Annotated in this window: 19 protein-coding genes; 6 read left to right on the top strand and 13 right to left on the bottom strand. The window is 69.9% G+C overall.

Going from position 1 to position 21,804, the window contains the following annotated elements; all coding sequences use genetic code 11:
- Window positions 1-92 precede the first annotated feature (92 nt).
- Window positions 93-344: a hypothetical protein gene (locus tag VV867_RS10115; RefSeq protein WP_009620418.1), complete on the top strand. Its 252-nt coding sequence runs from the start codon at window positions 93-95 to the stop codon at window positions 342-344.
- Window positions 345-347: 3 nt separating this feature from the next.
- On the opposite strand, the gene VV867_RS10110 is transcribed toward VV867_RS10115, so the two are convergent.
- Both VV867_RS10110 and VV867_RS10105 read right to left on the bottom strand, forming a co-directional pair.
- Window positions 348-1,370 carry a glycosyltransferase family 4 protein gene (locus VV867_RS10110; protein ID WP_328566273.1) on the bottom strand — a complete coding sequence of 341 codons (1,023 nt, stop codon included), beginning with the start codon at window positions 1,368-1,370 and terminating at the stop codon, window positions 348-350.
- On the bottom strand, window positions 1,367-2,179 hold the full coding sequence (locus VV867_RS10105; RefSeq protein ID WP_328566272.1) for a UDP-2,3-diacylglucosamine diphosphatase: 813 nt from the start codon (window positions 2,177-2,179) through the stop codon (window positions 1,367-1,369). Before VV867_RS10105 ends, VV867_RS10110 begins: the two co-directional genes overlap by 4 nt.
- Window positions 2,180-2,303: 124 nt before the next feature.
- Here VV867_RS10105 and VV867_RS10100 point away from each other — a divergent pair, with 124 nt between their 5' ends.
- The 3 genes from VV867_RS10100 to VV867_RS10090 all read left to right on the top strand — a co-directional run bounded on the left by VV867_RS10100 (window position 2,304) and on the right by VV867_RS10090 (window position 4,384).
- Window positions 2,304-3,065: a helix-turn-helix transcriptional regulator gene (locus VV867_RS10100; protein ID WP_089393023.1), complete on the top strand. Its 762-nt coding sequence runs from the start codon at window positions 2,304-2,306 to the stop codon at window positions 3,063-3,065.
- Window positions 3,066-3,127: 62 nt separating this feature from the next.
- Window positions 3,128-3,469: a tRNA-binding protein gene (locus VV867_RS10095; protein ID WP_328566271.1), complete on the top strand. Its 342-nt coding sequence runs from the start codon at window positions 3,128-3,130 to the stop codon at window positions 3,467-3,469.
- Between the two features lie 51 nt (window positions 3,470-3,520).
- Window positions 3,521-4,384 (top strand): DMT family transporter, encoded by an 864-nt coding sequence (locus tag VV867_RS10090; RefSeq protein ID WP_244161012.1) that lies wholly within the window; start codon window positions 3,521-3,523, stop codon window positions 4,382-4,384.
- A 437-nt stretch (window positions 4,385-4,821) separates the two neighbouring features.
- Here the strand turns inward: VV867_RS10090 and VV867_RS10085 are convergent, their stop codons facing one another.
- From VV867_RS10085 to araD1, 5 genes are all read right to left on the bottom strand, one after another.
- Window positions 4,822-5,307, bottom strand: a complete 486-nt coding sequence (locus VV867_RS10085; RefSeq protein ID WP_109934406.1) for a hypothetical protein — start codon at window positions 5,305-5,307, stop codon at window positions 4,822-4,824.
- Between the two features lie 158 nt (window positions 5,308-5,465).
- Window positions 5,466-7,046 (bottom strand): aldehyde dehydrogenase (NADP(+)), encoded by a 1,581-nt coding sequence (locus VV867_RS10080; protein WP_328566270.1) that lies wholly within the window; start codon window positions 7,044-7,046, stop codon window positions 5,466-5,468.
- 121 nt (window positions 7,047-7,167) lie between these two features.
- Entirely contained in the window at window positions 7,168-8,724 is a 1,557-nt protein-coding gene (locus VV867_RS10075; RefSeq protein ID WP_328566269.1) for a UxaA family hydrolase, read from the bottom strand.
- Window positions 8,725-8,752: 28 nt separating this feature from the next.
- On the bottom strand, window positions 8,753-10,072 hold the full coding sequence (locus tag VV867_RS10070; RefSeq protein ID WP_109934409.1) for an MFS transporter: 1,320 nt from the start codon (window positions 10,070-10,072) through the stop codon (window positions 8,753-8,755).
- A gap of 101 nt (window positions 10,073-10,173) precedes the next feature.
- Complete coding sequence (araD1, locus tag VV867_RS10065) at window positions 10,174-11,172, bottom strand: AraD1 family protein (protein ID WP_328566268.1); 999 nt, start codon at window positions 11,170-11,172, stop codon at window positions 10,174-10,176.
- Between the two features lie 126 nt (window positions 11,173-11,298).
- On the opposite strand from araD1, the gene VV867_RS10060 reads away from it, so the two are divergent.
- On the top strand, window positions 11,299-12,213 hold the full coding sequence (locus VV867_RS10060) for a LysR family transcriptional regulator (RefSeq protein ID WP_328566277.1): 915 nt from the start codon (window positions 11,299-11,301) through the stop codon (window positions 12,211-12,213).
- Between the two features lies 1 nt (window position 12,214).
- Here VV867_RS10060 and rfaD read toward each other — a convergent pair whose 3' ends face one another.
- On the bottom strand, window positions 12,215-13,207 hold the full coding sequence (gene rfaD / locus VV867_RS10055; RefSeq protein WP_328566267.1) for an ADP-glyceromanno-heptose 6-epimerase: 993 nt from the start codon (window positions 13,205-13,207) through the stop codon (window positions 12,215-12,217).
- 106 nt (window positions 13,208-13,313) lie between these two features.
- Window positions 13,314-13,598, bottom strand: a complete 285-nt coding sequence (locus tag VV867_RS10050; protein WP_009620440.1) for a SelT/SelW/SelH family protein — start codon at window positions 13,596-13,598, stop codon at window positions 13,314-13,316.
- A gap of 65 nt (window positions 13,599-13,663) precedes the next feature.
- On the opposite strand from VV867_RS10050, the gene VV867_RS10045 reads away from it, so the two are divergent.
- Window positions 13,664-15,850 carry a patatin-like phospholipase family protein gene (locus VV867_RS10045; protein ID WP_109936433.1) on the top strand — a complete coding sequence of 729 codons (2,187 nt, stop codon included), beginning with the start codon at window positions 13,664-13,666 and terminating at the stop codon, window positions 15,848-15,850.
- Between the two features lie 778 nt (window positions 15,851-16,628).
- Here the strand turns inward: VV867_RS10045 and VV867_RS10040 are convergent.
- From VV867_RS10040 to VV867_RS10025, 4 genes are all read right to left on the bottom strand, one after another.
- Entirely contained in the window at window positions 16,629-18,695 is a 2,067-nt protein-coding gene (locus tag VV867_RS10040) for a FimV/HubP family polar landmark protein (RefSeq protein WP_328566266.1), read from the bottom strand.
- Between the two features lie 281 nt (window positions 18,696-18,976).
- Complete coding sequence (slyA, locus tag VV867_RS10035) at window positions 18,977-19,411, bottom strand: transcriptional regulator SlyA (protein WP_109932667.1); 435 nt, start codon at window positions 19,409-19,411, stop codon at window positions 18,977-18,979.
- 94 nt (window positions 19,412-19,505) lie between these two features.
- Complete coding sequence (locus VV867_RS10030; RefSeq protein WP_328566265.1) at window positions 19,506-20,522, bottom strand: DUF2804 domain-containing protein; 1,017 nt, start codon at window positions 20,520-20,522, stop codon at window positions 19,506-19,508.
- Window positions 20,523-20,616: 94 nt separating this feature from the next.
- On the bottom strand, window positions 20,617-21,774 hold the full coding sequence (locus VV867_RS10025) for a GGDEF domain-containing protein (protein ID WP_109932670.1): 1,158 nt from the start codon (window positions 21,772-21,774) through the stop codon (window positions 20,617-20,619).
- Between the last annotated feature and the right edge of the window lie 30 nt (window positions 21,775-21,804).

Below are 21,804 nucleotides of genomic sequence, written 5' to 3'. Positions count from 1 at the left end.
CCCCCGGCGGGACAGCCACGCCAGAGCGGCGCGGCGCCTGGCGCCGGCAATGGCGCGGGTGGCGCCCCTGGCCCGACAGCGAGGTCCATTCCATGCAAACCCTGCAATGCACCCATCGCGACTACACCATCATCGCCCGCGTCTTCGAGCACCCGGGGCTGCCCACGCCCTATGCCGGCGGCTGCCAGATCATCGCCCCGGACGGACGCAGCACACGGCGCCAGCCGCTGCCGACGAAGATGGCCTTCCTCGCCGACCTGGACGCCGCGCAGCACGCCTCCATCGCCCACGGCAAGTGGCTGGTGGACCAGAGCCTGGACAGCGACCGCGACCTGTTCCACTAGGCCTCAGTCGGCCAGGGCCTCGACCACCCCGCCCGGCTCGCCGAGCGGCCGCTGCAGGGCCAGGAACTGCTGCGCCGAGAGCCGCCAGGACTGCCCGGCGGCCCACTCGGCGCAGGCCTGGCGGTCCAGCAACAGGGCGCGCCGGCAGGCCTTGCCCAGGTCGATATCGATGGCGCCGGTGACGCCGTCCTCCAGCACGTCCAGCGGGCCCGGCACCGGGAAGGCGGCCACCGGCGTACCGCACGCCAGGGCCTCGTACATCACCAGGCCGAGGGTGTCGGTGCGCGAGGGGAACACCAGCACGCTGGCCGCGCGATAGGCCTCGGCCAGCGCCTGGCCATGGCGGTAGCCGAGGAACTCCATCTGGGGATAACGTGCCTGCAGTTCGCTGCGCAGCGGGCCGTCACCTACCACGCGCTTGAGGCCGGGCAGGTCCAGGCCGAGGAAGGCCTCCAGGTTCTTCTCCGGCGCCAGGCGCCCCACATAGAGGAACACCGGCCCCACGGCCGGCGCTGCGCCCGCCAGGAACTGCGTGGTGTCGACGCCCTTGCGCCACAACGCCAGGCCCTGCACGCCCCAGTCGGCGAAGGCGCCGCGCATGCGCTCGCTGCTCACCAGCACCGCCGCGCTGGGCCCATGGAAGCGGCGCAGCATTGCATAGCCGAAGGACAGCGGCAGCCAGGGCCAGCGGTTGTTCAGGTATTCCGGGAAGCGCGTGTGGATCGCCGTGGTGAAGGCCAGCCCGCGGCGCAGCAGCCAGCGCCGCGCGGCCCAGCCCAGCGGGCCCTCGGTGGCCAGGTGCACGCAGTCCGGGGCGAAGGCCTCGATGGCCGGGCCGACCTTCCACAGGTCCCAGGCCAGGGGGATTTCCGGGTAGCTCGGGCAGGGCCGGCTGCGGAATTCCACGGGCGACAGCAGGCGCACCTGGTGCCCCATGGCTTGCAGCTCGGCCACCAGCGCGCGCAGGCTGGTCACCACGCCGTTCACCTGCGGCGCCCAGGCGTCGCTGACGATCAGCAGCCTCATGCCGCCGGCTCGACGGCGAGGGCCTCGCTGGCGCGCTGGAGCTGCTCGTCGGCCAGGCGGTAGAGCTGGATGCTGCCGTCCCAGTGCTCGATCAGCGCCGTGCAGGACTCCACCCAGTCGCCGCAGTTGAGGTACTCCACCTCGCCGATCTGGCGAATCTCGGCATGGTGGATATGCCCGCAGACCACGCCGTTCAGCCCGCGCTTGTGGACTTCGTGGGCGATCGCCTCCTCGAAGTCGCTGATGAAGTTCACCGCGGTCTTCACCTTGTGCTTCAGGTACGCCGACAGCGACCAGTAGCCATAGCCGTAGCGGCTGCGCCAGTGGTTCAGCCAGCGGTTGAGGGTCAGGGTGAACTCGTAGGCGGAGTCGCCGAGGAACGCCAGCCAGCGGTGGTAGCGGGTGATGACGTCGAACTGGTCGCCGTGGATCACCAACAGGCGGCGGCCGTCGGCGGTGGTGTGCTCGATCTCGTCGACCAGGCGGATGTTGCCCAGCAGCAGCGTGGAATAGCGGCGCAGGAACTCGTCGTGGTTGCCGGTGACGTAGATCACCTCGGTGCCGCGCTTGCTCATGGTCAGCAGGCGGCGGATCACGTTGGTGTGCGCCTGCGGCCAGTAGATGCCGCCGCGCAGCTTCCAGCCGTCGATGATGTCGCCCACCAGGTAGATGCGCTCGGCGTGGTAGCGCTTGAGGAAGCCCGCCAGGTGCTCGGCCTGGCAGTCGCGCGTGCCCAGGTGGACGTCGGATATCCACAGGGTGCGCACCCGTTGTTTCTTGGTCGGCATCAGGCGTTGGGCGCTGGTCATGGGCGGCCTCCGGCGGGGTTTAGCCGATTCTCCGGCCAGGGGGTGACCCGCGCATGACGGCCGCGCGACAGTCCCGTGACAGCCCGCGCCGCGCTAGACTGTGGGCCTGCCCCCGGAGCCCGCCATGAGCCAGATCCTCTCCCTGCGCCGCTACAGCCACGAACACCTCGCCCACAGCCACGACCACGCGCAGCTGGTCCTCGGCCTGTCCGGCGACCTGGAGTTCGAGGTCGCCGGCCTGGGCAGCCGCGTCACCCGCCAGCGCTTCGCCGTGGTCCCGCGCGGCACGCACCACGCCTGCGCCGCCCCCGGCGGCAGCCAGTGCCTGGTGTTCGACCTGGAGGACGAAGACCTGCTGCTGCGCGGCCTGGGCGACCACGCCGAGAGCATCCGCCGCCTGCTGGAACGCCCCGCCGCCCTCGCCCTCAACCCGGCCCAGGGGCAACTGGTGCACTGGCTGGCCGCCAGCCCCCTGCAGGACCCGGTGATCGCCCGCCAGGGCGCCCTGCTGCTGCTCGCCAGCCTGGCCGGCATGCACGTCGCCGAGGCGCCGGCGCAGCTGCCGCTGGCCAGCCTGGACGCCTACATCGACCGCCACGCCGGGCACCCGCTGCAGGTCGCCGACCTGGCGCGCATCGCCGGGCTGTCGGCGGCGCGCTTCCACGCCCGGTTCCTCGCCGAGACCGGGCAGACGCCCATGGACTACGTGCGCCAGCGCCGCCTGCAACTGGGCCGCGAGCTGCTCGGCAGCACGCACCTGGCGGTGGGCGAGATCGCCGCGCGGGTCGGCTATGCCTCGCAGAGCGCCTTCACCGCCGCCCTGGCCCGCCAGTTCGGCAGCACCCCGCGGCAGATCCGCCGCGAGGCGCGCGACAATTCCCGCTAGTCCGCCGACAGACAAAAGCCCCGCCACGCCCTAGACTGCCGCCATCATCAAGGAGATCAGCGATGTCGGCAGACACCATCGAGTGGCAGGACTTCGAGCGCGTCGAACTGCGCGTGGGCACCATCGTCCACGCCGAACCCAACGTGAAGGCGCGCAAGCCGGCGTACATTCTCCAGGTCGACCTCGGCCCGTTGGGGCTGAAGACCTCCAGCGCGCAGGTCACCGCGCACTACGCCATTGAGGAACTGCTCGGGCGCCAGGTCCTGTGTGTCTGCAACTTCGCCCCCAAGTCCATCGCCGGGGTGCGTTCCAAGGTGCTGGTGACCGGCGCCTACGACAGCGACGACAAGGTGGTGCTGGCCGGCTTCGACAAGCCGCTGCCCAACGGCGCGCGCCTGGCCTGAGGCCTTCCACCGCCAGGCGACTGGCTCCCCGGCACCCACGATAGAGAAGCAATGCGCGTTCCCCGACTGACACCCCGCTCGGCCCTGGTGGGCCTGCACGTAGGCGCCCTGATGTTCGGCCTGAGCGGCATCTTCGGCAAACTCATCCTCGCCGCCCCGCTGGTGATCGTCTTCGGCCGCGCGCTGTTCGGCCTGCTGGCCCTGGGCGGCGCCTTCGCCGGGCACCTGGCCGCGCAACCGCGGCCGGGCCTGCGCCAGGCCGCCGCACTGGCCGGCAGCGGGCTGCTGCTGTGCGCCCACTGGCTGACCTTCTTCCTGGCGGTGAAGGTGGGCAACGTCGCCGTGGCCACCCTCGGCTTCGCCAGTTTCCCGGCCTTCACCGTGCTGCTGGAAGGGCTGCTGTTCCGCGAGCGCATCCGCCGCGCCGAGTACCTGGTGGTGGGCCTGGTGTGCCTGGGCCTGGTGCTGGTGACGCCGAACCTGGACTTCAGCCAGGGCGCCACCGCCGGGCTGTTCTGGGGCATCGCCTCGGGCCTGCTGTTCGCCCTGCTGTCGCTGGCCAACCGCGCCAGCGTGCGCGGGCTGGACCCGATCCTCTCGGCCTTCGCCCAGAACCTCACCATCGTCCTGTGCCTGGCGCCGCTGGCCGTGTTCGAGCTGCCCGCGGTGCGCGCGCTGGACTGGCTGTGGCTGGTGCTGCTGGGGGTGCTGTGCACGGGGGTGGCGCACAGCCTGTTCGTCGCCAGCCTGCAGTTGATCAAGGCACGCACCGCGGCGGTGATCTTCGCCCTGGAGCCGGTCTACGGCATCGCCTTCGCAGCCGTGCTGTTCGGCGAACAGCCGAGCCTGCGCATGCTGGCCGGCGGCGCGCTGATCATCTTCGCCACCTTCCTCAGCGCGCGCAGCGCAACCTAGGGCGTTATGCGCCGAATCGCGGACAGAGTCCTACCCCGCCACCGCTGTCCCACCTGTAGGAGCGCGCCCTGCGCGCGATTCGCGGGCAGGGCCCGCTCCTACAATGGGGCGAGATGGGAGACGCGAATTTCGATCCAGTCACTCCCGCGAACGACAAAGCCCAAAAGACAGTTGCTCCTACATTCCAGGGAAGCACGGGTGTAGGACTCCGTCCGCGATTGGATTCACCGGCCACGCCAGACGTCCCGGTGGTACGGCCTTGGACCCGCTCTTCGTAGGAGCGAGCTTGCTCGCGAACCATCATTTCCAGCGCAAATAAGAAGGCCGCCTCGCAGCATGCGTAACCCGACTCCTTGCCCCGGGGAGGGATTGCCAAGGACTCACCGCACGATTGCCTGCGAAGCGGCCTGTTCGGTCCGGCCCGGGGGCCGGTTGTTTCAGTTGATGCTGTAGCCGCGCCCGTTCAGGCAGGCGCCCAGCGCCCGCCGGTAGGTGTCCGCCACGCCGGGTACCGGCGCCTGGCTGGCCGCGGCCGGGTCGAAGCCGCTCTGGCCCACGGCCCAGGTATGGCACTCGTAGCGGTCGCGGCTCTGCTGGTCGGGGGTCTGCCCGCGCGCCGGGTAGGCGATCACGTCGTAGCTCACGCCCGCCGGGGCCTGCTGCACCGCCGGCGGCGGCTCCACCACCACGTACTGGCGGCGATCGGCATTCCACAGGTAGTAGGTACCCGCGGCCACGAAGTAGAGCGCACTGCCGATCCACAGCGACCGCGCGTAATCCGGCAGGCCATGGCCATGCCCGGGGCCCGGACCCCAACCATGCCCCGGGCCGGGACCATAACCGGGCGGCCCGGCCACGGCGGCGGCCGACAGGCTCAGCGCCAGGGCAGCGGCGATCGACTTGAGCACGGCTTGTGACGACATATTGATTGCACCTCCGGACACGGGCGCCCGAGCACCCGCCTTTCATGGTGCCTATCATCGCCGTTCTGCCGGCCGTTGGTTGTCAGCACTTGGTAAAGACTGGGTAAAACAGCCGATACATCGCCCGCCAGCGCGGGCGATGCAGGCCATGGCGAACCCTAGAGGGGCTCGCGGCTGGCGGCGCCGTCCACCAGGCGGGCGATGCCCAGCGGGTTGGCGTCCTTGAGGGCGGGGGGGAGCAGCGCGTCCGGGTAGTTCTGGTAGCACACCGGGCGCAGGAAGCGGTCGATGGCCAGGGTGCCCACGGAGGTGCCGCGGGCATCCGAGGTGGCCGGGTACGGGCCGCCGTGGACCATGGCGTCGCACACCTCGACGCCGGTGGGGTAGCCATTGAGCAGCAGGCGCCCGGCCTTGCGTTCCAGCAACGGCACCAGGGCGGCGAAGCGCGAGAGGTCTTCCGGCTCGGCGAGCAGGGTGGCGGTGAGTTGCCCGCGCAGGCCTTCCAGGGCCCGGCGCAGCTCGGCCTCGTCGGCCGCCTCGACGACCACCGTGGTCGGCCCGAAGACTTCCTCCTGCAACAGCTCGTCCCCTTGCAACAGCAGTTCGACATCGGCCTGGAACAACTGGGCGCGGGCCTGCCTGCCCTCCTGGGCCTGGCCCGCCAGGTGGCGGATGCCGGGGTGCGCGTGCAGGCGCTGCAGGCCCTGTTCGTAGCTGCGCAGGGTACCGGCGTTGAGCATGGTCTGCGCCGGCTGGTCGGCCATGCGCCCGGCCAGGCTGGCGACGAAGGCGGAGAATTCCGCCGAGGCGATGCCGATCACCAGGCCGGGGTTGGTGCAGAACTGCCCGCAGCCCAGCACCACCGACGCGGCCAGCTCGGCGGCCACCTGCTCGCCGCGCGCCGCCAGCGCCGCGGGCAGGACCAGCACCGGGTTGATGCTGCTCATCTCGGCGAACACCGGGATCGGCTGCGGCCGCGCCGCGGCCAGGTCGCACAGGGCGCGGCCGCCCCTGAGCGAACCGGTGAAGCCGACCGCCTGGATCGCCGGGTGCTTGACCAGTTGCTCACCGACGCCGGCGCCGAAGATCATGTTGAACACCCCGGCCGGCATGCCGGTGGCCTCCGCCGCGCGGACGATGGCCGCGGCCACGCAGTCGGCGGTGGCCATGTGCCCGCTGTGGGCCTTGAACACCACCGGGCAGCCCGCGGCCAGCGCGGCGGCGGTGTCGCCACCGGCGGTGGAGAAGGCCAGCGGGAAGTTGCTGGCGCCGAACACCGCCACCGGGCCCACGCCGATGCGGCACTGGCGCAGGTCCGGGCGCGGCAGCGGCTGGCGCAGGGGCAGCGCCCGGTCGATGCGCGCGCCATGGTAGTCGCCGCGGCGCAGCACCTGGGCGAACAGGCGCAGCTGGTTGCTGGTGCGGGCGCGCTCGCCCTGAATGCGCGCCGGGGGCAGTGCGGTCTCGCGGCAGACGATGGCGACGAAGGCCTCGCCCAGGGCATCCAGCTCGGCAGCGATGGCCTCGAGGAATTCGGCGCGGCGTGCGTCGGGCAAGGCGCGGTAGGCCGGGAACGCCGCTTCGGCGGCGAGCGCGGCGGCGTCCACCTCCGCCGGCGTGGCCTGGTGGAAGCTGTAGGGCAGCGCCTCGCCGGTGCTGGCGTCGAGGCTCTGCAGGTGGATGGAACCGGCGCCGCTGCGGGCGCCGCCGATGAAGTTGCGGCCGAGTATCGGCGACATGCAAGACTCCTTGCCTTGTGGGTTCGGATGCCCGCCGGGCGTGCCGGCGGGTGGGGCCGCCAAGGCCCCGCTGGGAAGGAAGGCCGGCGTGCGCGGATAGGCGCCCGCCAGGGGTGGCGGATCAGGTGATGGCGCCGATCTGCCAGGGCACGAATTCGTTCTGGCCGTATCCGTGCAGTTCGCTCTTGCTGCGCTCGCCGGAGGCGATGCGCAGCATCAGGCGGAAGATGTGCTCGCCGCGTTCCTCGATGCTGGTGGAGCCGTCGGCGATGCCGCCGCAGTTGACGTCCATGTCCTCCTCCTGGCGCTCCCACAGGCGCGAGTTGGTGGCCAGCTTGATCGACGGCGAGGGCGCGCAGCCGTAGGCCGAGCCACGCCCGGTGGTGAAGGCGATCAGGTTGGCGCCGCCGGCGACCTGGCCGGTGGCGGAGATCGGGTCGTAGCCGGGGGTGTCCATGAACACCAGGCCGTGGGCGCGCACCTGCTCGGCGTATTCGTAGACGTCCACCAGGTTGCTGGAACCGGCCTTGGCCACCGCCCCCAGGGACTTCTCCAGAATGGTGGTCAGGCCCCCGGCCTTGTTGCCGGCCGAGGGGTTGTTGTTCAGCTCGGCGCCCATGCGCTCGCAGTAGGCTTCCCACCAGCGGATGCGGGCGATCAGCTTCTCGCCCACTTCGCGGCTCACCGCGCGGCGCGTCAGCAGGTGCTCGGCGCCGTAGATCTCCGGGGTTTCCGAGAGGATGGCGCTGCCGCCGGCGCCCACCAGGCGGTCCACCGCGTTGCCCAGCGCCGGGTTGGCGGTGATGCCCGAGTAACCGTCGGAGCCGCCGCACTGCAGGCCCACGGTCAGGTAACGCGCGCTGACCGGCTCGCGTTGCACGCGGTTGGCCATGGGCAGCAGGCTCTTCACCTGCTCGATGCCGCTGGCCACGGTCTTCGAGGTGCCGCCGCTGTCCTGGATGGTGAAGGTGCGCAGTTGCTCGCCGCTGCTCAACCCCTGGGCCGCCAGCAGGTCGGGGATCTGGTTGGTCTCGCAGCCCAGGCCGATCATCAGCACCGCGGCGAAGTTCGGGTGTACCGCATAGCCGCCGAGGGTCCGGCGCAGCATGGCCAGGGCCTCGCCGCCCGGGTCGACGGCGCAGCCCACGCCATGGGTCAGGGCCACCACGCCGTCGACGTTGGGGTAGTCGGCCAGTGCGGCGGGGTTGATGTCGCGGCGGAAGTGGTCGGCGATGGCCCGCGCCACCGTGGCCGAGCAGTTCACCGAGGTAAGGATGCCGATGTAGTTGCGCGTGGCGACGCGACCGTCGGCTCGGCGGATGCCGAGGAAGCTTTCCTCGCGCAGGGGCGCGGCGGCCACGGCATCGACGCCGAAGGCATAGTCGCGGGCGAAGTCGCCCATGGCCAGGTTGTGCACGTGGACGTGTTCGCCGGCCTCGATCGCCCGGCTGGCGAAGCCGATGATCTGGCCGTAGCGGCGCAGCGGCTGGCCGGCCTCGATGCGCCGGGTGGCGACCTTGTGCCCGGCGGGGATCGCCTCGCGCACCTTCAGCCCCTCCCCCGCCAGCGCCAGGCCGGCGGGCAGGGCCAGGCGGGCGATCAGCACGTCGTCCAGCGGGTTCAGGCGGATCACGGCGTTGGCGGTGTCTTGCCCGCCGGTTCTGCTTATCAGTTCCATTACAGCAACCTCACATCGGCGCGCCGGCTCAGGCCAGCCCGCGCTCACGGTAGTCGATCAGGCTGGAGAACAGCACCAGGCCGAGGGCCATCACGACGAAGAAGATCAGGGCCAGGAAGTACGAGCCGGTGAACTGCACGATCAGGCCGATGAGGATCGGCACTATCACCCCGACCATGTTGCCGCCGAAGTTCATGCTGCCGCCCAGCACGCCGGCGCGTGACTTGCCGCCGAGGATCGCCGGCAGGCACCAGTACATGCCGCACCAGCGGATGAAGAAGAGTGCGACGCAGAGCAGCGCGATGACCCCGGCGGCATCGGCGGTGTAGGCCACCAGCAGGATGCACAGCGAGGCGATCATGGCCGAGCCGGCGAACATGCTGCGCATCACCCGGTTCGGCGCGCCGCCGGCGGCCTTCCACTTGTCGGCCAGCCAGCCGCCGACCAGTTCGCCGACGAAGCCGCACATGAAGATCAGGAAGGTCGCCCCGCCCATGGCCTTGATGTCGAGGCCGTGGGCCTGGTGCAGGTAGCTCGGCATCCAGGTCATCAGGCCGTAGAACACGCTGTTGTAGCACATGTACCCGCAGATCATGGCCAGCACCGAGCGGTCGCGGAGCATCTCGCGCAGCACCGCCCTGCGGCCGTGGCCATGCTCGCGCGCGGCGGCCTCGTTGGCCTCGCGGATGTGCCGCAGTTCCTCCTCGTTCACCCCCGGGTGCTCGGCGGGGTTGTTGCGGATGTACCACCAGGCCCAGAGGCCGACCACCACGGTGCCGATGCCGGCGATGACGAAGGCGGTGCGCCAGGAGCCGAACCAGGAAATCAGCCCGGCGATGATGATCGCGCCCAGGGCGGTGCCCAGCGGCGCGCCGCCGTCCACCAGGGTGGCGCCGCGGCCGCGCTCGTTGGGGGTGAGCCAGGCGCCGTTGAGCTTGGCCCCGGCCGGCATGATCGGCGACTCGGCCACGCCCAGGCCGATGCGCGTGGCCAGCAGCAGGATCCAGTTGTGCGAGGCCGCGCCCAGGGCCTGGAAGCTGCCCCAGGCGACGGTGGCGATGCCGACGATGTTGCGCGCCTGGAAGCGGTCCAGGAGCATGCCGGCGGGAATCTGCATCAGCGCGTAGGACCAGAAGAACGAGCTGAGCAGCAGGCCTTCCAGGGCCGGGGTCAGGTTGAATTCCTGGGAGATCAGCGGCAGCGCCACCGACAGCGAGGCGCGGTCGATGTAGTTGATCGCCGCGAGCAGCAGCAGGAGCAGGAAGATCCGCCAGCGCACCGTGGTGGCCTGGGCCACGCGGGCGGGAGCGACATCGGCATACAACGTCTGGGCGTTGGTGGTTTTCATGGCCGTCTCTTTCTTATGTTTGTTATGGGCACCCGCGCGGCCATGGCCGTGCGGGTGGACGTAGCGCGGCGGCGGAGCCCGGCCGGGGCCCCGCGCGTCGCTCAGAGCGGGACGACGCCGCCGGCGGCGAACGCCGGCTCGACCTGCTCGATGGCATTGACCAGCGGCTCGCCGAACTCGGCCAGGCTGATCTCGAAGCGGTCGCCCGCCCGGGTGCGGACGCCGTCGGCGAAGGACAGCGTGGCAGTGCCGAAGAAGTGCACGTGCACGTCGCCGGGGCGGAGGAACTGGGCGTACTTGAAGTGGTGGTACTCCAGGTTCTCCAGGCTGTGGCACATGTTGTCCTCGCCGGAGAGGAAGGCCTTCTCCCAGACGACCTGGCCGTCGCGCAGGATACGGCTGCTGCCTTCCAGGTGGCGCGGCAGCTCGCCCACCCGCAGCTCGGGCCCGTAGGAGCAGCTGCGCAGCTTGGAGTGCGCCAGGTACAGGTAGTTGCGGCGTTCCATCACATGGTCGGAGAACTCGTTGCCCAGGGCGAAGCCCAGGCGGTACGGCTGGCCGTCGTCGCCGATCACGTAGAGGCCGGTCAGCTCGGGTTCCTCGCCGGCATCCTCGGCGAAGTGCGGGACGCGGAAGGCGCCGCCGGGCGGCACCACGATGCTGCCGTCGCCCTTGTAGAACCATTCCGGCTGTACGCCCACCGAACCGGGCGCGGGGCGGCCGCCCTCGATGCCCCAGCGAAAGATGCGCATGGTGTCGGTCAGGGCGCTTTCGTCCTCGTCCTTCTGCTGGTGCATCTTGTCGCGGGTGGAGGCGCTGCCCAGGTGGGTCAGGCCGGTGCCGCTGATCAGGCAGTGGGCGGGGTCCTCGTGGTCCAGCGGCGGCAGTACACGGCCGGCTTCCAGCAGCTGGGCGTAGGGCTCGGCGCAGGGTTCGCTGCCGCGCGCCAGCACCTCGTCGACCAGGCCGCGGCCGGCGCGGATCGCCGCCAGGGCCAGTTCCCGGGTGCTGGAGCAGTCGCGCAGGGTCTCGACCTGTTGGCCTTCGACGACGCCGACCCGGCGGCAGCCCTGGTCGGTGAGGAATTGGATCAGTCTCATGATTCGGCTCGCATTGTTGTTGTCCAACGGCCCTGCGCAGGAACCTCGTGGGAGCCACTGTAAATTCGTGGGCAAATGCTGCCTAATGAGAGCTGCTGATTGAGCGATAACTTTTCCTCATCCCCCATGCTGCCCTCGCTGACCACCATCGCCTCGCGCCTGCGCCTGAAGCAGCTGCGCCTGCTGATCGCCCTCGACGAACACGGCTCGCTGCACAAGGCCGCCGAAGCGGTGGCGATCACCCAGCCCGGCGCCACCAAGGCGCTGCACGAGATAGAGTCGACCCTCGGCGCCACCCTCTTCGAGCGCACGCCCAAGGGCCTGCAGCCCAACGACCTGGGGCGCTGCGTGATCCGCTACGCACGGCTGATCCACACTGACCTCGCGCACCTGCGCGAGGAAATGCTGGGCATCCTCCAGGGCCATGGCGGGCGGCTTTCGGTGGGGGTGATCATGGGCGCCGTGCCCATGCTGGTGGAGGGCCTGGCGCGGCTGCGGCACAAGCAGCCGGAGCTGTCGGTGGAGATAGTCGAGGACACCAGCGCGCGCCTGCTCAGCCTGCTCGACCAGGGCCGCCTGGACCTGGCCATCTGCCGCACCAGCGTCAGCCAGCGGCCGGACAACTACGAATGCCGCGCCCTGGAACAGGAAGGCCTGGCCCTGGTGGCCAACCCGCGCCATCCGCTGGCGGGGGCGGCCTCGCTGGAGCTGGCCGACGTGGCCGCCTACCGCTGGGTGGTGTTCCCGGTGAACATGCCGATGCGCCTGCTGCTGGAGCGGGAGTTCCGCGAGGCCGGGCTGCCCTTCCCGCCCTACCCCGTCGAGACCTCGTCCACCTTCACCACCCTGAGCCTGCTGATGGAGGACGAGGCGCTGGTGGCGCTGATGCCGGTGGACGTGGCGCGCGTGGGCCTGGAGGCCGGGCTCGTCACCCGCCTGGCACTGAACGTGAAGACGCGCAGCGAACCCTACGAGGTGGTCACCCGCAAGGGCGCCAGCCTGTCGGTGCCGGCGCAGTTGCTGATCGAGGAATTCGCCTGAGTCAGGCCTGCTCCAGCAACCAGCGGCAGTAGCGCTCGACGCCCTCCGCCACGCCCAGCATCGGCGCCCGGTAGCCGGCCTCGCGCAGGAAGGCGATGTCGGCGCAGGTGTAGCACTGGTACTTGCCGCGCAGGCCGTCGGGGAAGTCGATGTATTCCAATAGCCCCTGGGCGATGGCCTGCTGCAGGCTGAGCGGCGGCTGGTCCTGCTGCGCGCGCAGGCTGTTGATCACCGCCAGGGCCACGTCGTTGAACGGCTGCGCGCGGCCGCTGCCGAGGTTGAAGATGCCGCTGCGGCCGGGGTTGTCGAGGAAGTGCAGGTTGACCCGGGCCACGTCCTCCACCGAGACGAAGTCGCGCAGGTGGCCGCCGGCCGGGTAGTCGCCGTACTCGCCGAACAGTTGCACCTTGCCGCTGGCGCGAAACTGCTCGAAGCAGTGGAAGGCCACCGAGGCCATGCGCCCCTTGTGCTGCTCGCGCGGGCCATAGACGTTGAAGTAGCGCAGCCCGACGACCTGGCTGCGCGCCTGCGGCAGGGCGCGGCGCACGCGCTGGTCGAAGAGGAACTTGGAATAGCCGTAGGCGTTCAGCGGCCGCTCGTACTCGCGCAGCTCGCGGAAGTCGCGCCCGCCGCCGTAGACCGCCGCCGAGGAGGCGTAGAGGAAGGGCACGCCCAGCTTCAGGCTGGCCTCCAGCAGGTCGCAGCTGTAGCGGTAGTTGTTGTCCATCAGGTAGCGCCCGTCGCCCTCCAGGGTGCTGGAGCAGGCGCCCTGGTGGAGCAGCGCGCGGACCACGCCGAAGCCGCCGCGGGCGTAGCGTTCGACGAAGTCGCGCTTGTCCAGGTAGTCGGCGATGTCGCAGTCGGCGAGGTTGCGGAATTTGTCGCCTTCGGTCAGGTCGTCGACCGCGATGATGTCGGACTCACCCCGCAGGTTCAGCGCCTTGACGAGGTTGCTGCCGATGAAACCGGCGGCGCCGGTGACGATGATGCTCATGTGGGAACACTCCCCAGCGGAGAATGAAGTGCCCACAGGCTATTCCCGGCAGGGCCGGCGGCCGTTGATACAAGGCAAGGAATGTTAGCTTGCTAACGAAGTGCCATCAGGGCCGGTCGTTGTGCCCCAGGTCGCGCTGCGGGTCGATGCGGTCGCGCACCCGCTGCTTGAGCACCTTGGCCTCGGGGAAGCCGCCGTCGGCCTTGCGCTCCCAGATCTGCTCGCCGTCGCAGGTGATGCGGAACACCCCGCCGGTGCCGGGCTCCAGGCTCACCCGGGCGAGGTCGTCGGCGAAGGTGCTGAGCAGTTCCTGGGCCAGCCAGGCGGCGCGCAGCAGCCACTGGCACTGGGTGCAATAGGTGATGACGATTTCCGCTCTGGGCTGGCTCATGGCGTCCGGGCTCCTGCTCTGGGATGCCTATAATAGCCGCCTGGAAGCCCCATCGGACCCGCCCAATGCGCCGCCTGCTGTTCGCCCTCCTGCTGCTCCTGCCACTGTCCACCCTCGCCGCCGGGCACCCGCCGAAGATCGGCCTGGTGCTGTCCGGCGGCGCCGCCCGCGGCCTGGCTCACATCGGCGTGCTCAAGGCCCTGGACGAACAGGGCATCCACATCGACGCCATCGCCGGCACCAGCATGGGCGCGGTGGTCGGCGGGCTCTACGCCGCCGGCTACACGCCCAGGGAACTGGAGCGCATCGCCCTCGGCCTGGACTGGCAGCAGGCGCTGTCCGATTCGCCGCCGCGGGTGGACGTACCCTTCCGGCGCAAGCAGGACGACCGCGACTTCCTGGTCAAGCAGAAGCTCAGCTTCCGCGACGACGGCTCCCTCGGCCTGCCCCTGGGCGCCATCCAGGGGCAGAACCTGACCATGCTCCTGGAGAGCCTGCTGGTGCACACCAGCGGCACCCGCGACTTCGACAGGCTGGCCATCCCCTTCCGCGCCGTGGCCACCGACATCTCCACCGGCGAGAAGGTGGTGTTCGACCACGGCCACCTGCCCCAGGCGATCCGCGCCAGCATGTCGATCCCGGCGGTGTTCGCCCCGGTGGAGTACGACGGCAAGCTGCTGGTGGACGGCGGCATGGTCGACAACATCCCGGTGGACGTGGCGCGCAGGATGGGCGTCGACCTGGTCATCGTGGTCGACATCGGCAACCCGCTGCTCGAACGCAAGCAGCTGACCACCGTGGTCGACATGCTCAACCAGTCGGTCACCCTGATGACGCGCAAGAACTCCGAGGCGCAGCTGGCCACCCTGAAGCCCGACGACGTGCTCATCCAGCCGCCGCTCAGCGGCTACAGCTCCACCGACTTCGGCCGCGTGCCGCAGCTGATCGACGCCGGCTACCGCGCCACCAGCATCCTCGCCACGCGCCTGGCGGCCCTGCGCAAGCCCCGCGACCAGGAGGCGGTGGCCCTGGCCGAGGCGCGCACGCCCGACGAGCGCACGCCGGTGATCGGCAGCATCCGCGTGGAGAACGACTCCAAGGTCGGCGACGAGGTGATCCGCCACTACATCCGCCAGCCGCTGGGCCAGCCGCTGGACCTGGAACGTCTGCAGAGCGACATGAGCACCCTTTACGGCCTGGACTACTTCGACCAGGTGCAGTACCGGGTGGTCCGCGAGAAGGACGGCAACGCCCTGGTCATCCACGCCCTGGGCAAGCGCAGCGGCACCGACTACCTGCGCCTGGGCCTGAACCTGTCGGACGACCTGCGCGGCGACAGCACCTTCAACGTCGGCGCCAGCTACCGCGTCAACGGCATCAACCGCCTCGGCGCGGAATGGCTGACGCGCCTGCAGATCGGCGACCAGCAGGAGCTCTACAGCGAGTTCTACCAGCCGCTGGACGCCGGCTCGCGCTACTTCGTGGCGCCCTACGTGTTCAACGAGGCGCGCAACGTCGAGGCCACCGACAACGACGACCCCATCGCCGAATACCGCCTGGAGCGCTACGGCTACGGCCTCAACCTCGGCCGGCAGATCGCCAACAACGGCGAGATCCGCCTGGGCGTGGCCCAGGCCTTCGGCAAGGCCGACGTGCGCGTGGGCCAGCGGGACCTGCCGGACTTCCACTTCAACGAAGGCTACGCCGAGCTGAAGTACTCCTTCGACACCATGGACAACGTCGACTTCCCCCGCGAGGGCGAGGACATCCAGGCCGGCTACCGCGAGCACACGCCGTCGCTGGGCGACGACGACCGCTACCGCCAGTGGGAACTGCGCCTGGACAAGGCGCTGAGCAGCGGGCCGAACACCTGGGTGCTGGGCGGCGGCTACGGGCGCACCCTGGACGACGCCGACGTGGTGGTGTCGAGCTTCCTGCTCGGCGGCGCGCGCGAACTCTCCGGCTTCCGCCAGGACGCCCTGGCCGGGCAGAACTACAGCCTCGGCCGGGTGATCTACTACCGGCGCATGACCGAGCGCTCCTTCCTGCCCCTGGACTTCCCCTTCTACCTCGGTGGCAGCCTGGAGCGCGGCCGGGTGTGGAACAACGACAACAGCTACGACACCGGCTACATCAACGCCATGAGCATCATGCTGGGCTTCGAGACACCGCTGGGGCCGCTGTCGTTCAGCTATGGGCTCAACGATGCCGACGAGCATGCGGTGTACCTGAACCTGGGGCGCAACTTCTGACGGCATCCGCCGTTGTCCTCGGGCACCGGTGTCCGGGCCGGCGGCGGATAACCGCGAACGGTTATTCGCCCTACGCACCGATGTTTCTCTGGAAAACGCTCTTGTAGGAGCGAGCTTGCTCGCGAACCCTGGCTCCCCGTGTTCGCGAGAACCCAATTGGCTTGGGGGCTTGGTGTAACGCGCCGCTCCGAGTGCTCGGATGTTTCTTGTTTCGCCCCCTCGGGCGAGTCCCTTTTGTCAGTCGCCACAAAAGGAACCAAAAAGGCTTGCCCCGCATACGGGCCCGATGGAGCCGGGCTACCCTCACGAATTCCCCCGCCACGGAGGCCCGCCCCGACAGCACGTCCCTGTGCTGATCGGGGCTCTCGCGACATCCATGTCGCATGACCTCCTGAGCGCCGGTTTCGCTCGGCCTCCTGAAGGGGCGTTCCGGTGCGCGCGGATGTTTCGCTGGAAACCCGTAGGGCGCATAACGCCTACGGCGTTATCCGCCATAATCGCGGACAGAGTCCGCTCCTACAGTTCCAGGGAAGCACGGTCGTAGGAGCAACTGTCTTGCGGCCCGTGCCGAAATGCTCTTCGTAGGAGCGAGCTTGCTCGCGAATAAACCCCGCTGCGGAGTCCGTTCGCGAGCAAGCTCGCTCCTACAAGTTGCCGGAAGGCGTGGCATTTCCCTGTAGGAGCGGACTTTGTCCGCGATCACCGGCAGGGCACGCTGCGGATTGCCGGCATGAAAAAGCCCGGCGCAAGGCCGGGCTTCGGGTGGACCGGGAATGCCTCAGGCAATCCGCGCCAGCAGCTCGCGGGCTTCTTCCTGTTCCTGCTTGTCGCCTTCCTGCAGCACCTGCTCGAGGATCCGGTAGGCCTCGTCGAGGTCGCCGCGGTCGATGCAGGCGCGGGCCCGGTCGAGGCTGGCCAGCAGCTTGTCCTGCTCGCCGCCGGCCCGGCTCGGCAGGCCGAAGGCGCCGGCCTGCTCGTCGTCCAGGTCAAACTCGGTGACCTCCGGCAGCTCGCGCAGGTTGCTGCGGAAGTCCTTCAGGAGGTCCTCGGTGTCGTCCTTGCCGCCCTTGGCAGAAGAGCCCTTGGGCGAATCGAAGGCGTCCAGGCTGTTCCAGTCCAGGTCCAGGGACAGTTCGCCGAGGTTCAGGTCGGCGGTGTCGCCCAGCGGCGGCTGTGCCGGCGCGGGGTGCTCGCCGACGTCGCCCAGCTCCAGGCCTTCCCACTCGCCGAGGCCGTCGCTGATGGCCTGCTCGTCGTCACGCTCGAGCATGGCGGGGTAGCGGGCCTTGAGCTGGTCGATCTGCTTCTGGTCGCCGCCCATCGCCTGCAGCGCCCTCTCCTGCTCGCGGAAACCGGCCAGGTCGCCGAGTTCGGCGAGCACCAGCAGCAGCTTCAGGCGCAGGTCGCGACGCTGTGGCTCGGCGGCGACGGATTTGCTCAGCATGTCGCGGGCCTGGCCGAAGCGGCCGTAGGCAATGTAGATGTTCGCCCCTTCCAGGCTGTCGCTGCTGGCGGCCGGCAAGCGGGCCAGGGAGGCTTCGTTGGCGCCGGCCAGCGGCGCGACGGCAGAAGCCACCACCGGTTTGGCCGGCTCTACCGGGCGGGCCGGCGCCAGCGGCGGCAGGCTGGCGGCCTCGGCTTGCAGCTGCGGCGGCTCGTCGTCGGGCTTGCGCCGCCGGCTGTAGACCAGGCCCAGCGCCAGCACCAGGGCTGCCAGGGCGGCCCAGGGCCAGTAACGGGTCAGGACGGTGCCTTCCTCATCCACCGCGGCGGACGCCTGGGGCGCCGGCGCGGCGGCAGTGGGGGCAGGGTCGGGTGCTGCCGCCGGGGCGGCGGGGGTGGCCTCCGCGGCCGGAGCACTGGCAGGGGCAGCCGCTTGTTCGGCCTGGCGCTGCGCCAGTTCGGCCTGCAGCGCCTGCACCTGCTGGTCGCGGCTTTCCAGGGCTTTCTGCAGGGTGTCGAGCTGCTGCTGCAGGGTGTCCATGCGCTGGTTCAGGCGCTCGCGCTCGGCGGTCAGGCCCGCCAGCTCGTCCTGCGCCTGGCCCACGGCCGCTTCGCTCGGCGCCGGCGCGGCAGGCGTGGCGCCGGTCGGTGCACTGGCGGCAGCGGTATTCGTGGCAACCGCCGGCGCGGCCTGGCCGGCGGGGAGCACCAGTGGGTAACCGAGGCGCAGGCGGTGCGGGTTGCCGCCGATGAACGCCTGCGGGTTCAGTTGCTGCAGCTGGGCCATCAGCTCCTGGCGGGCGGCGCCCTTGGCGCCCAGGCGCCCGGAGATGCTCCACAAGGTGTCGCCCGCGGCGGTGGTATAGCGCCCCTCGCCCGCGGCGATGGGCGCGCTCGGCGCAGGTGCCGGGCGCGGCGCCGAGCTGCGCTTGGCCGGGCGGCTGGCCGCCGGCCCGCTGTCGGCGCCGCGTGCGGGGGTGCGCTGGGCATAGGTGCCGCCGGTGTAGCCCGGCGGGTCGATCAGCAGCGTGTACTCGCGCAGCAGGCGACCGTTGGGGCGCTCCAGCTCGAGGAGGAAGTTCAGGTAGGGCTCGTGGATCGGCTGGGTGGACACCACGTGGATGTAGCCGCGGCCGTTGCGGATCACCGGGGTGAAGCGCAGGTTCTGCAGGAAGGTGGTGCGGTCCACGCCCATGCGCTCGAAGGTCGCCACGTCGGCCAGGCGGGCGATGAGTTCGTCGCTGCCCAGGTCACCGGGCTGCAGCAGCTCGATCTCCGCATCCAGCGGCTGGTTCAGCGCCGAGTGCAGGGTGATGTCCCCGAGCCCCAACGCGTGGGCCTGGGAAGTCATGAGAGCCGAGAGAACGGCCATTGCCAGCGGCAAGCGAGTGAGTCGAGCCATAGGTCCCATCCCAGTTGTGTCCAGGTCTGCAGGCCATCCGTGACCCAGCGGTGCAGTCGGTCATGCTGTCCATGCAATATAGACGCCCATCCGGAGCGTGGGGTTGCCGGGCGATGCCATGGCGGCCCGTTGCCATCACGATTAGATACAGGCCCGTTCTAGGTCAAGACAATTCGTCGGAAAGCTGGCGAAATGCCTGAATGCACCCCTGAATGAATGACGGCCCCCGCAGGAGCCGTCAGAAGTTTGGCAATTCTACTCGAAAAAGTGTGAAGAATCGCTCAGTTCTTTTCCAGGTTGGAGAGGATGCGGGAGAGGAGTTTCTGACAAGTTGCAATGTCCGCCTCGTCGATGCCGGCCAGGACGTCGTTGCGCACGCTGGCGGCGATGCTCTCGATGTCGGCGATCAGCACGTCGGCCTTGGGCGTCAGGCAGATGCGCTTGGCGCGGCGGTCCTCGGCCACCGCCTGGCGGCGCACCAGGCCCTGGGCTTCGAGGCCGTCGAGCAGGCGCGCCAGGGTCGGGCCCTCGACGCCGACCGATTGCGCGAGTTCGCGCTGGGTGGGGATGCCGGAATTGCGCGCCAGGTGCAGGAGCACCAGCCAGCGGGCCTGGGAAAGCCCCAGATGGCTGAGGCGGCGGTCGAGTTCGGCGCGCCATGCACGCGAGGCCTGGGCCAGCTGGGTGCCGAAGTAGTGCTTGTCTTTATCTGTCATTGTGCTGCAGCAGTTTCAGGCTAATTGATTTGGCTAATTATTAGTCGGCTAATCAAGGCCGTACAATGACATTTTGTCGCAGGGCTTTGCCAGTTCACCATTTGGCGTACTGGTCCTCGACGAACCCCCAGAGATCGTCGATGACCACCGGCGCACGCCCATGGGGGCGCAGCTCGCCGCGGAAGCGCCCGAAGATCTGCTTGAAGTTGCTCGCCAGCAGGCCCAGGTTCAGGCGTTCGCGGTGCAGGCCGAGGGCCTCGAAGGCCAGGTCCACCTGGCCGTCGAAGGAGCTGATGCGCCAGAGCCCCAGTTCCTGGTCGCGGTCGAACGCGAAGCGCACGCTGTCGACCTTGCACAGTTCGCCGTCGAGCCAGAAGCAGTTCTCGGTGAAGCTGGTCTCGTTGACCCCGCACGACAGGTTCAGCCCCACCCGCCGGCCCTGCGCCTCGCCGGACAGGCAGGCCCAGTTCCAGAAGGTCTCGCGGCGCATGTAGCCGGCCGACCAGTCGTGGTGGGCGAAGGCGTCGATGGCGCCCAGGTCGAAGTCGCCCAGCGCGCTGCGCACCTGGCCCTCGCAGCGCACCCCGGCGACCTTGCGCACGTACACCCAGCCGTTCACCGCCGTGGGCGTGCACAGGCTCATGGGCTGGAAGGCCGGCTGCTGTTCATCGAAGCTCGCATCGATGCGCGTGCCGTCGTCCAGCTCCACCAGCAGGCGCTTGCGCAGCGGCCCGGCGGCGTTCTCCAGGCGCAGCCGGTTGCGCCCCTGGCGCAGCTCGCAGGCGCCGTCGTCCGGGCGTTGCGAGAAGCGCGTGCCGATGCCCAGCGGGCACTTGAAGCGACGTTCGAGCATGCGCCCGCTGCGCGGCTCGTAGAGGTAGACGAAGCCGACGGCCACCAGGCTCAGCTCGGCCAGGGCGCAGCCGCCGATCAGCTGCGGGCTGATCAGGCCGAAGTACTGGAACTGGTGGAAGTTGCGCCACTTGCTCAGCGCCCCCAGCTTGCGCCCCATGGGCGAGCGGTAGTCGAAGTCGCGGTGGTTGATGGCCTGCGGGGTTTCGGCGAACACCCCGTAGTGGGGCTGGCCGTTGGCCTGGATCAGTCGCTCCATGGGGAAACGCTCGGCTGCGGGGTCGGCGGCATCCTAGCACCGGCGTGCCAGGGCACGCAGTCACCGGCGGCGCCAGGGCGAGGGACCGAATGGGTCAGGCCACCACCTGGTTGCGGCCGAACGCCTTGGCTTCGTAGAGGGCGCGGTCGGCATGGGCGTAGATCGCCTGCAGGGCCGAGGGCGCGCCGGGCTGCAGGCAGGAAACGCCGATGGACAGCGTCACCTCCGCCGCCGTGCTCGAATCCTCGTGGCTGATGCCCAGGCCCTGCACCGCCTGGCGCAGCACCTCGGCGCGCTGCCGGGCCTCGTCCAGGTCGGTGCCGTAGAGCAGCACGGCGAACTCCTCGCCGCCCAGGCGCACGGCCATGTCCAGCGGCCGCCGCGCGCTGGCCGCCAGCGCCGCGCCTATGCTGCGCAGCACCTCGTCGCCGGCCTGGTGGCCGTAGCGGTCGTTGTAGGCCTTGAAGTGGTCGACGTCGCAGAGCAGCAGCGACAGCGGCGTGCCATCGCGCTGGGCCTGGCGCCACAGGCGCTCCAGCTGGCGGTCGAAGCTGCGCCTGTTGTGCAGGCCGGTCAGGGCGTCGTGGTCGGCCATCTGGCGCATCAGCCGGCTGATCAGGAAGTGCTCGCGGGACTTGTACTCCAGCAGGTAGCAGCCCACCGCGCCGACCAGGTTGCCCAGCAGCAGGAACACCAGGTTGTTCAGCAGCTTGGCCGGCGCCAGGCCGGCGTACAGCTCGCAGCCCAGGTAGGCCAGGAGGATCAGCGAGGCTGAGCCCAGCGCCTCGGAAAAACGCAGGCCGACCAGGAAGTAGGCGGCCATGCTCACCAGCAGCAGGCCCTCGTAGGGGTAGCCCGGGTCGACGCGGTGGGCGATGCCCACCACCACGGCGGCGCCGATGCCCACGGCGAGTATGCAGGCGATGCTCAACGGCACCATCAGGCGCACGAAGCGGCGCTGCAGGATCAGCCCGCCGCAGATCACCAGCAGCACCAGCACCGCGCCGCGCACGGCGAGCAGGTCCCAGTGCTGCGGGGCGGGGATCAGCAGCAGGTCGATGGCCGCCAGCGCCAGCCAGGCCAGCACCGCGAAGCCCAGGGCGCTGCACTTGAGGGCGAAGTTGTCTTCCAGCAGGTAGGCGCGGTACTCGCCCTCCAGCGGCGCGTCGAAGCGCAGGCGGCGGAAGCCGCGGGCGAGCTGTTCGGCATAGGGGTTGGCGCGCACGTCGTCGAGCCAGGCATGGTGGGGCACGTTCGCCTCTTCTGGTGGAGGTCTTGGCCA

This window comes from Pseudomonas sp. JH-2, assembly GCF_036231725.1.
Taxonomy (GTDB): domain Bacteria; phylum Pseudomonadota; class Gammaproteobacteria; order Pseudomonadales; family Pseudomonadaceae; genus Pseudomonas; species Pseudomonas delhiensis.
The sequence above is the reverse complement of the archived record's forward strand: the minus strand, read 5'-3'. Positions and strand labels throughout refer to the sequence as shown.

What these genes read in the sequence shown, in the direction of transcription:
- VV867_RS10115 (WP_009620418.1), top strand. Translation starts at nt 93, where the DNA reads ATGCAAACCCTGCAATGCACCCATCGCGACTACACCATCATCGCCCGC.
- VV867_RS10110 (WP_328566273.1), bottom strand. Translation starts at nt 1,370, where the DNA reads ATGAGGCTGCTGATCGTCAGCGACGCCTGGGCGCCGCAGGTGAACGGC.
- VV867_RS10105 (WP_328566272.1), bottom strand. Translation starts at nt 2,179, where the DNA reads ATGACCAGCGCCCAACGCCTGATGCCGACCAAGAAACAACGGGTGCGC.
- VV867_RS10100 (WP_089393023.1), top strand. Translation starts at nt 2,304, where the DNA reads ATGAGCCAGATCCTCTCCCTGCGCCGCTACAGCCACGAACACCTCGCC.
- VV867_RS10095 (WP_328566271.1), top strand. Translation starts at nt 3,128, where the DNA reads ATGTCGGCAGACACCATCGAGTGGCAGGACTTCGAGCGCGTCGAACTG.
- VV867_RS10090 (WP_244161012.1), top strand. Translation starts at nt 3,521, where the DNA reads ATGCGCGTTCCCCGACTGACACCCCGCTCGGCCCTGGTGGGCCTGCAC.
- VV867_RS10085 (WP_109934406.1), bottom strand. Translation starts at nt 5,307, where the DNA reads ATGTCGTCACAAGCCGTGCTCAAGTCGATCGCCGCTGCCCTGGCGCTG.
- VV867_RS10080 (WP_328566270.1), bottom strand. Translation starts at nt 7,046, where the DNA reads ATGTCGCCGATACTCGGCCGCAACTTCATCGGCGGCGCCCGCAGCGGC.
- VV867_RS10075 (WP_328566269.1), bottom strand. Translation starts at nt 8,724, where the DNA reads ATGGAACTGATAAGCAGAACCGGCGGGCAAGACACCGCCAACGCCGTG.
- VV867_RS10070 (WP_109934409.1), bottom strand. Translation starts at nt 10,072, where the DNA reads ATGAAAACCACCAACGCCCAGACGTTGTATGCCGATGTCGCTCCCGCC.
- araD1 (WP_328566268.1), bottom strand. Translation starts at nt 11,172, where the DNA reads ATGAGACTGATCCAATTCCTCACCGACCAGGGCTGCCGCCGGGTCGGC.
- VV867_RS10060 (WP_328566277.1), top strand. Translation starts at nt 11,299, where the DNA reads ATGCTGCCCTCGCTGACCACCATCGCCTCGCGCCTGCGCCTGAAGCAG.
- rfaD (WP_328566267.1), bottom strand. Translation starts at nt 13,207, where the DNA reads ATGAGCATCATCGTCACCGGCGCCGCCGGTTTCATCGGCAGCAACCTC.
- VV867_RS10050 (WP_009620440.1), bottom strand. Translation starts at nt 13,598, where the DNA reads ATGAGCCAGCCCAGAGCGGAAATCGTCATCACCTATTGCACCCAGTGC.
- VV867_RS10045 (WP_109936433.1), top strand. Translation starts at nt 13,664, where the DNA reads ATGCGCCGCCTGCTGTTCGCCCTCCTGCTGCTCCTGCCACTGTCCACC.
- VV867_RS10040 (WP_328566266.1), bottom strand. Translation starts at nt 18,695, where the DNA reads ATGGCTCGACTCACTCGCTTGCCGCTGGCAATGGCCGTTCTCTCGGCT.
- slyA (WP_109932667.1), bottom strand. Translation starts at nt 19,411, where the DNA reads ATGACAGATAAAGACAAGCACTACTTCGGCACCCAGCTGGCCCAGGCC.
- VV867_RS10030 (WP_328566265.1), bottom strand. Translation starts at nt 20,522, where the DNA reads ATGGAGCGACTGATCCAGGCCAACGGCCAGCCCCACTACGGGGTGTTC.